The sequence below is a fragment of the Ancylobacter mangrovi genome, from assembly GCF_024752335.1.
GTDB lineage: Bacteria > Pseudomonadota > Alphaproteobacteria > Rhizobiales > Xanthobacteraceae > Ancylobacter > Ancylobacter mangrovi.
Genome location: NZ_JANTHY010000002.1, coordinates 837052 through 845494, shown reverse-complemented (window position 1 = coordinate 845494; position 8443 = coordinate 837052). Strand labels below are relative to the sequence as shown.

Sequence of the window (8443 nt, the reverse complement as noted above, 5' to 3'; positions counted from 1 at the left end):
CGCCGGCGACCGCCGGTCCGAAGACCTCGTCTCTGTCGGGATCAACCTGAGGAGCAAAAGCACCGCGTCAGCGGCGCGCCCCGTCGATGGCCGCTTTATAAGGGGACCCCGCGGATAATGTCAACGGCCCTCTCGCAAGAAAAATGACATGCCGGCGACAGAGCGGAAGCTGGGGGTGGAAAAGTGCCTTTTCCCACGCCTTATCAATATATTAACGCGGCTTAATGGCTTCGCGGACCGCGTTCTACCCGAGGCGATGCCACCGCGTGCCCTACCGTGGGTCAGCGCCGGATGTCGGCACCGGAAGGACGGACAGGCATACCGGGCCGCGACACTCTTCGCGGATAGACCCGCCTCTATCGACAACGCGGCCGCCGGAGTGGGCCCGTCGCAAGGACGCATCCACGCCGGCGGCCGCCACATTCGCGCGCTTCAGAGCCCGTCCACTTCCAGCCGCTCAAGATCGGCGAGCATGCCCGGTCCGATCGGCTCCCATCCCAGTTTCGCTCGCGTCAGCGCGCTCGAGGCCGGGGCGTCGTGCAGTACGAAGGGGGTCAGCCAGCCGAAGAAGGCCGCCGCCTCGTCCGGCGTGATCGAACGGACCGGCAGCTCCAGCCGGCGGCCGATCACCTGCGCCATGTCGCGCATGGATATCCCCTCCTCGGCGGCCGCGTGATAGACGGCGCCGGGCTCGGCCTTCTCGATCGCCAGCCGGTAGAGCCGCGCCACGTCGAGGACATGCGCCGCCGGCCAGCGGCTGTGCCCGTCACCAACATAGGCGCAGGCGCCCTTCTCGCGGTAGAGGACGATCGCGTAGCTCACCAGCCCCTGGCGGGTGGTGTCGTGCACCTGCGGCAGGCGCATCACCGACACGTTGACCCCGTCCGCGGCGACGCTCGCGGCCGCCTCCTCCGAAGCCGCGCGCGGGATCACGTCGGAGCCGACGACCGGATCGTCCTCCCGCGCCGGCTGGCCGGGTTCGGCCCGCGCCATGCCGGTCCCGGAGGTGATGACCAGCGGGCGCGCGGATCCCTTGAGCGCCGCGCCGAGCACGCCGATCACCCGGCGGTCATCCTCGCAATTGGCGGCGAATGTCGAGAAGTCGTGGTTGAAGGCGAGGTGGATGACGGCGTCGCAGAGCGCGACCCCGCTCCTGAGGCTGTCCTCGTCCTGCACTGAGCCGCGATGCACCTCGGCGCCGGCGGCCGCCAGCGCCGCGGCCTTCTCCGGCGAACGCACGAGGCCGAGCACCTGATGGCCGGCCGAGATCAGTTCCCTGACGACGGCCGAGCCGATGAAGCCGGTCGCGCCGGTCACGAACACACGCATGATTGGGTCTCCAGAATTCCAACGGAGACAAATCTCGGCCTACCGGCTATCGTGGTAAAGTAGTGAGATTATCCTGGTATAATGACTATCAGCATGAGCATGCAGACCGACGACAATGCGCTCGGTGCCTATCTGAAGGACCGGCGGGCAAAGCTCGACCCCCGCGCCTTCGGCTTCCCGCAGGCGCGGCGCCGCACGCCGGGACTGCGGCGCGAGGAGGTGGCGCAGCGGGCCAACATCAGCGCCACCTGGTACACCTGGCTTGAGCAGGGGCGCGGCGGCGCGCCCTCCGCCGACGTGCTGGACCGGATCGCCCGCGCCCTCATGCTGACCGATGTCGAGCGCGAGCACCTGTTCCTGCTCGGCCTCGGCCGCGCGCCGGAGGTGCGCTACCGCAAGGGCGAGGGCGTCACCCCGCGCCTGCAGCGCGTGCTCGACGCGCTGGACCCGAGCCCCGCCTTCATCCGCACCGCGACCTGGGACATCGTCGCCTGGAACCGCGCGGCGACCGTGATGCTCACCGATTACGGCAAGCTGCCCCCGGAGGAGCGCAACGTGCTGCGCTTCATCTTCCTCGACCCGCGCGTGCGCGCCGCCCAGTACGATTGGGAGAGCGTGGCGCGCTTCGTGGTCGGCGCCTTCCGCGTCGACGCGGCACGCGCCGGGGCCGCCGCCGAGGTGAAGCCGCTCGTGGAGGAGATGTGCCGCCTCAGCCCGGAATTCGCGGCGTTGTGGCGCGATAACGACGTTCACGGCCATGGCGAGGGCGTCAAGCAGATGCACCACCCCGTGCTCGGCCCGGTGACGTTCGAATATTCCGCCTTCACGGTCGACGGACGGGCGGACCTCAACATGGTGGTCTACAACCCCGCGTCCCCAGGGCTGGCGGAGAAGATCCGCTCGCTGCTCGGCGCCGATCCCGGCTGAGCGGGCGAGCGGGGCGCTAGGGCGCCGGCGTACCGAGCTTGCCGAACAGGCGCAGCAGTTCGGCCTCGGCGCCGTCCGCCAGCAGGTCCCGGTCCATCCGCATTTCGTCGTCGAAGGTGATCTTGGCGATCGCGCGGTCCTGCAGCACGGTGGCGAGCAGCTTGGTCGCGCCCTTCTGGCTGAAGATGTTCTCGCCATAGATCAGCGTTTTACCGACCGCCGCGTCGCCCATCAGGAACCGGAAATAGTTGAACTGGAGATAGCCCTCGCGCGGCATGTGCGGCCCGAGCACGAAGACGCGCAGCCGGCTCCACTGCTCAGGCGACAGCTCCGCGCGCCACTGGCGCACGATGCCGTCCATGCGCTCGATCTGGTACTTCGCCGCCTCCGACGCGCTCGCCAGCAGATAGGGCGCGACGTCGCGCGCCGCCGCCGTCAGTTCGTCGCGCGTGTAGCTGCCGCGGGCGAGGGTCGCCTCCATGAAGGCGATCATGCGCTGCACGATATAGGCGTCGCGGGCATGCGCATCTGCGCCAAGACTGAGCGTTCCGAGGATCGGCTCGACCGCCCTGACCTGCGCCAGCAGCTTCTCCAGCAGCGGCTTCCACACCGCCGCGCCGGCCGCCGGATCGTCGGCATAGGCGTGCAGCAGGCCGACCACACCGAGGGTGATGTGGGAGATGGTCTTGAGCTCGGTATAGCCGTCGGGCGTGTAGTCGGCGTGCGTCTCGGTGCCGTTGGCGAGCAGCACCATGTCGTCGGCGACGATGATCACCGGCCCGTCGTGATCCGCGAGCGTCTGCGAACGGCCGGCGACATAGGCGGCGATCGCCGCGTCGTCGAGCGCCTTCAGCAGCTCTGCCGGCTGCGCCTGCACCTGTTCGGCCGACGCCGGAGGCTGAGAATCCGCGGCGGCGGGCAGCGACAGCAGGAGAACGGGAAGGAGGACGAAAGCGGCATTGCGCAGAAGCGTGCGACGACGGCGCATCGTGTTCAGGTTCTCCGCCCGGGATACCGATTCGCCCTCATCCTAGCCGCAGCCGGACGCCGCTCCAATGGCGGCAAGGTTCCGCAGAGCCGGCGCCGCAGGAGCGTGTCCGCGGCGCGGGACGCGTTACGAGGCGGCAGCCTGCGCTCCGTCGCCCGCCCCACCATCTGCCGATCCGCAGCCTGCTGATTCGTGGCCCTTCGACCCATCGGCCGCCGCCCCGTCGGTTCCCGAGCCGTCCGCCCCTTCGGCGCGCTCCTCGGCGGGGCCGGTGGCGCGGGCGAGGTTGAGCGCGGTGTTGATGAGCCCGACATGGCTGAAGGCCTGCGGGAAGTTGCCCAGCATGCGGCGGGCGACGGGGTCGTATTCCTCCGCCAGCAGGCCGACATCGTTGCACATGTCCCGGAGCCGGCCGAACAGCCGGCGCGCATCGGCATAGCGCCCCTGCAGCACCATCACGTCCGCCAGCCAGAAGCTGCAGGCGAGGAAAGCGCCCTCGCCCGGCGGCAGGCCGTCGTCGATCTCGTCGGTGCGATAGCGCAGCACCAGCCCGTCATGCAGCAGCCGCTTCTCGACCGCCGCCACCGTGCCGCGCACGCGCGGATCGTCCACCGGCAGGAAGCCGACCAGCGGAATCTGCAGCACGCTGGCATCGATGGTCTTCGAGCCATAGGCCTGCACGAAGCTGTCGAGCTCGGGATCGAACGCCTTGGCGCAGACATCGGCATGGATCGCGTCCGCCACCTGCCGCCAGCGGTCCGCGAAGGGCCGGCCGCCTTCGGTGTCCTCGGCCATTTTGGCCGCGCGGTCGAAGGCGACCCAGGCCATCACCTTGGAATAGGTGAAGTGCTGGCGCCCGCCGCGCATTTCCCAGATCCCCTCGTCGGGCTCGAGCCAGGCCCGCTCGAGGAACGGCATCAGCACGCCGCTCACCGCCCGCGTGCGCGGATGCGGGGGAAGCCCGCCCTTGAGCGCCTGCGCCATGGCGTCGGCGACCTCGCCATAGACGTCGAGCTGGAACTGGCCGGCGGCGGCGTTGCCGATCCGCACGGGGGGCGACTCCTCGTAGCCCGCCAGCCACGGCACCTCCCATTCGAGAAGCTGCCGCTCGCCGGCGACGCCGTACATGATCTGCACCTGCGCCGGCGCGCCGGCGATCGCGCGCATCAGCCATTCGCGCCAGGCGCTGGCCTCCTCGTAATAGCCGAGCTTCATGAAGGCCATCAGCGTCATGGTGGCGTCGCGCAGCCAGCAATAGCGGTAGTCCCAGTTGCGCGAGCCGCCGAGCTGTTCGGGCAGCGAGGTGGTGGCCGCCGCCACGATGCCCCCGCTCGGATGGTAGGTGAGCGCCTTCAGCGTGATGAGCGAGCGCTTGACGGTCTCGGTCCACTGCCCGACCTCGGGGCAATGCTTGATGAACTCGCGCCAGTAGGTCTCCGTGTCGGCGAGCACCGCCTCGACATCCTGGTGCGCCGGCCGCGGCCCGTTCGAGGGGCCGTAGGTGAGCACGAAGGGAATGCGGTCGCCTTCATGGACGGTGAAGGAGCCGGTGGTGTGCAGGTCCTCGCCGTCGAGCGGAACCGGCGTCACCAGCGTCAGCAGGTCCGGACCCGCCACCGCACTGATCACGCCGTCCTCATGCGTTACCCAGGGGATGGTGCGGCCATAGTCGAAGCGGACCACGAAGTCGGTATCGAACGCCACCCGCCCGCTCACGCCGACGACGAGGCGCACCAGGTCGCTGGCGCCGTCGCGCGGCGGCATGAAATCGATCAGTGTCGCCCGGCCCTCGGCGGTCTCGAAAGTAGTCTCGAGAATCAGCGTATCCGGGCGATAGCGCCGCGTGATCGACACCACCGGATCGGCCGGCGCGATCGACCAGCGCCCGTTCTCGGCGGTACCGAGCAGGGCGGCGAAGCAGGCGGGCGAATCGAAGCGGGGAAAGCAGGCCCAGTCGATCGCGCCATCGCGCGAGACCAGGGCGGCGGTCTCGCAATCGCCGATGAGTGCATAGTCCTCGATGGGGGAGGTCAAGAAGGCTCCTCTCAAGGTCAGGCGGGTACCAATGACTGCCACTCAACATCGTTCATGTGCGCCTTGTCCAGCCGCGGCGCCCGGACGGCGCCTGCAACGCATCCCTCGACGGGCCGATGCTGCAATGCGAGCCTGGTGTTCGCGGAAGCAACTTTGTGCCCGTCACCGCGTCTTCAAGGACGAGGTCGCGGCGGGCGACGGGACGGCCCGAACGCAAGGCCACAGGCCGGCCCGGCCGGCCTTTGGGGAGTACGCCAGGATGACGGATTTCGATGCCGCACGTTTCGTCGACGCGCAGGCGCCGGTGCTGGCCGAGGTCGAGGCCGAGCTCGCCGCCGGCCGCAAGCGCACACACTGGATGTGGTTCGTGTTTCCCCAGCTCGCCGGGCTCGGTCTCTCGCCCACGGCGCAGCGATTCGCCCTTGCCGGCCTCGGCGAGGCGAAGGCGTATCTCGCCGATCCGGTGCTCGGCGAGCGACTGCGCCGCCATGTCCGGCTGATGCTCGGGCATCGCGACACGCCGGTGCGCACCGTCCTTGGCAGCCCGGACGACCTCAAGTTCCGCTCCTGCCTGACTCTGTTCCGCGCCGCCGCCACCGATCCGGCCGATGCGGAGCTGTTCGACCAGGGGCTGCGGGCCTTCTACCGGGGCGAACCCGACGCGAAGACGCTCGAACTGCTCGGCCGGTCCTGAATGCCCGCCCGTCACGGGCCGGCGGTGGCGCCGAGGGCGAGGAAGGCCTGCGTCGTCGGCGAGGCGCCCTCTGACAGATGCGCGAGCCAGGTGGAAAGGCACGGCGCGGGCTCCGCCAGCCGGCGCGTTACCACATTGGCGAGGCGGATGTTGCGCAGCGAGGCGGCCATGATGGTGATGCCGACTCCGGCCGCGACGAGGCCGATGATGGTCACCGCCTCACGCGCCTCCTGGCCGATCCGCGGCCGGAAACCGGCGGCGCGGCACAGCTCGATGAACTGGTCGTAGGTGATGGCGCCGGCCTCGCGCGAGAAATGGACGAACACGTCCTGATGCAGCTCGGCGAGCGCGATCCGGTGGCGCGGGCTGGTGCGCGCGAGCGGGTGGCTCTTGGGCAGAAACACCAGCAGCTCCTCGCGCTGCAGCTCGATGGCGGCGATGCGCGGGTCCATCAGCGAGGGATCGGCCGGGGTGCGCAGGAAGGCGACGTCGAGCGAACCGTCGAGCAATTCCTGCATCTGCTGGTGGCTCAGCATCTCCCTCAGCGTGAGATGCACATCCGGGCGCTGCTCCCGGAAGGTATGGATCAGCGTCGGCATGATACTGGCGAGCGGAGCCGAGGCGGTGAAGCCGATGCGCAGCTCGCCGATCTCGCCGCGCCCGGCGCGCTGGCCGACGATCAGCGCCTGCTCGGCGCGGGAGAGCACGGCGCGCGCTTCGGCGAGGAACAGGCGTCCGGCCTCGGTCAGCTCGACGCGGCGGCTGGTGCGGATGAACAGCTCGGCGCCGAGCTCCAGCTCCAGCGCGTGGATCTGCTGGCTGAGCGGGGGCTGCGAGATGCCGAGCCGCTGCGCCGCGCGGCCGAAATGCAGCTCCTCGGCGAGCGCCGTGAAATAGCGCAGATGACGCAGATCCATTCGCCAGACCTATCAATCAGGACCAAACCGATATTGGACAATATAGGTTTGCGGTCCCATCTGCATCCTCGCGGCGCCTTTCAGTTCCGTTGCGCCGCGGAAGTGATCCCGATGACCGACATATCCGCTCTGCCCGACGCCCGCGCCGCCGCGCCCCTCGTCTCTCCCCTCTCTACTCCCCTCGACGCCACCCTTCCCGACCATCCGGGAGCCGCCGTCGACAGCCGCATCCGGCGCGGTACGCGCAGCTTCCGGCTCACCAATCTCGCGCTGTTCTCCGCCGGCTTCTCGACCTTCGCACTGATCTACTGCGTGCAGCCGCTGATGCCGGTGTTCTCGCAGGAATTCGGCATCGGCCCGGCCCAGAGCAGCCTCGCCTTGTCCGCCACCACCGGCACGCTCGCCTTCGCCATGCTGGTCGCGAGCTCGCTGTCCGAGATCGTCGGGCGCAAGCCGGTCATGGTGACCTCGCTCCTCGTCTCGGCGCTCCTGATGATGGCGAGCGCCTTCGTGCGCGACTGGAACGACCTCGTCGTGCTGCGGGCGCTGGCGGGCATCGCCTTCAGCGGCCTGCCGGCCGTGGCGATGGCCTATGTCAGCGAGGAGATGCACACCGAGTCGGTCGGCCTCGCCATGGGGCTCTATATCGGCGGCAGCGGGCTCGGCGGCCTGGGCGGGCGCGCCATTGCCGGCGTCGTCGCCGATTTCGTCTCCTGGCGCACCGGCCTGTTCGCGGTCGGCGTGGTCGGCGTCGCCTGCGCGCTGGTGCTGTGGCGCACCCTGCCGGCCTCGCGGAACTTCCGCCGCAGCTCGCCCTCGGTACGGGTGCTCGCCGGCTCCTTCGCCGGCCACCTGCGCGACGGCGGCCTCAGGGCGCTGTTCCTGCAGGGCTTCCTGCTGCTGGGCAGCTTCGTGTGCGTCTACAACTACACCGGCTACCGGCTGATGCAGCCGCCCTTCTCGCTGAGCCAGATCTCGGTCAGCTTCATCTTCGCGGTCTATCTCGTCGGCATCGTCTCCTCCGCCTATATCGGCGATCTCGCGGTGCGGCTCGGGCGCGGCCCGATGCTGTGCCTGTCGCTGGGGCTGATGCTGGTGGGGGTGCTGGCGACGCTGGCGCCGTGGCTGCCGGTGATCGTGCTCGGCATGGCGGTGCTGACCGCCGGCTTCTTCGGCGCCCATTCCACCGCCTCGAGCTGGGTCGGCGCCCGGGCCCACCACGCCAAGGCGCAGGCCTCCTCGCTCTACCTGTTCGCCTATTATCTCGGCTCGAGCGTGGTCGGCACGCTGGGCGGCGTGTTCTGGACCGGCCATGGCTGGCACGGCGTGGTCATGCTGATCAGCGGCCTGCTCGTCGCCGGCTTCGCCTGCGCCTGCTGGCTGGTGGCGCTGACCAGCGGGGAGCAGCGCGGCGAGGGCAAGGGCGCGCTCGGCCCGTCTAGCGGGGCCCGCGTCTCCCGCCAGGGCGGCGGCGCGGTCGGGTCGCTGTCCTGACCGCCGGCCGTCCGGCACCGGCGGCAATGGCCAAGGGTCGATCTTGATGCTGCCACGGCG

At 69.7% G+C, this 8443-nt stretch carries 7 protein-coding genes; 3 read left to right on the top strand and 4 right to left on the bottom strand.

Going from position 1 to position 8443, the window contains the following annotated elements; genetic code table 11:
* Nucleotides 1-432 precede the first annotated feature (432 nt).
* On the bottom strand, nucleotides 433-1329 hold the full coding sequence (locus tag NVS83_RS09750; RefSeq protein ID WP_258739110.1) for an SDR family oxidoreductase: 897 nt from the start codon (nucleotides 1327-1329) through the stop codon (nucleotides 433-435).
* A gap of 93 nt (nucleotides 1330-1422) precedes the next feature.
* Here NVS83_RS09750 and NVS83_RS09745 point away from each other — a divergent pair, with 93 nt between their 5' ends.
* A complete protein-coding gene (locus NVS83_RS09745; RefSeq protein ID WP_258739109.1) occupies nucleotides 1423-2256 on the top strand; it encodes a helix-turn-helix transcriptional regulator in 834 nt (277 codons plus the stop codon).
* A 16-nt stretch (nucleotides 2257-2272) separates the two neighbouring features.
* On the opposite strand, the gene NVS83_RS09740 is transcribed toward NVS83_RS09745, so the two are convergent.
* Both NVS83_RS09740 and NVS83_RS09735 read right to left on the bottom strand, forming a co-directional pair.
* Complete coding sequence (locus tag NVS83_RS09740; protein WP_258739108.1) at nucleotides 2273-3244, bottom strand: hypothetical protein; 972 nt, start codon at nucleotides 3242-3244, stop codon at nucleotides 2273-2275.
* A gap of 126 nt (nucleotides 3245-3370) precedes the next feature.
* On the bottom strand, nucleotides 3371-5278 hold the full coding sequence (locus tag NVS83_RS09735) for a glycoside hydrolase family 15 protein (protein ID WP_258739107.1): 1908 nt from the start codon (nucleotides 5276-5278) through the stop codon (nucleotides 3371-3373).
* Between the two features lie 259 nt (nucleotides 5279-5537).
* On the opposite strand from NVS83_RS09735, the gene NVS83_RS09730 reads away from it, so the two are divergent.
* Nucleotides 5538-5972: a DUF1810 domain-containing protein gene (locus NVS83_RS09730; protein WP_258739106.1), complete on the top strand. Its 435-nt coding sequence runs from the start codon at nucleotides 5538-5540 to the stop codon at nucleotides 5970-5972.
* A gap of 11 nt (nucleotides 5973-5983) precedes the next feature.
* On the opposite strand, the gene NVS83_RS09725 is transcribed toward NVS83_RS09730, so the two are convergent.
* Complete coding sequence (locus NVS83_RS09725) at nucleotides 5984-6889, bottom strand: LysR substrate-binding domain-containing protein (RefSeq protein ID WP_258739105.1); 906 nt, start codon at nucleotides 6887-6889, stop codon at nucleotides 5984-5986.
* 111 nt (nucleotides 6890-7000) lie between these two features.
* Between NVS83_RS09725 and NVS83_RS09720 the strand changes: the two genes are divergently transcribed.
* Nucleotides 7001-8383 (top strand): MFS transporter, encoded by a 1383-nt coding sequence (locus tag NVS83_RS09720; RefSeq protein WP_258739104.1) that lies wholly within the window; start codon nucleotides 7001-7003, stop codon nucleotides 8381-8383.
* Nucleotides 8384-8443 lie beyond the last annotated feature (60 nt).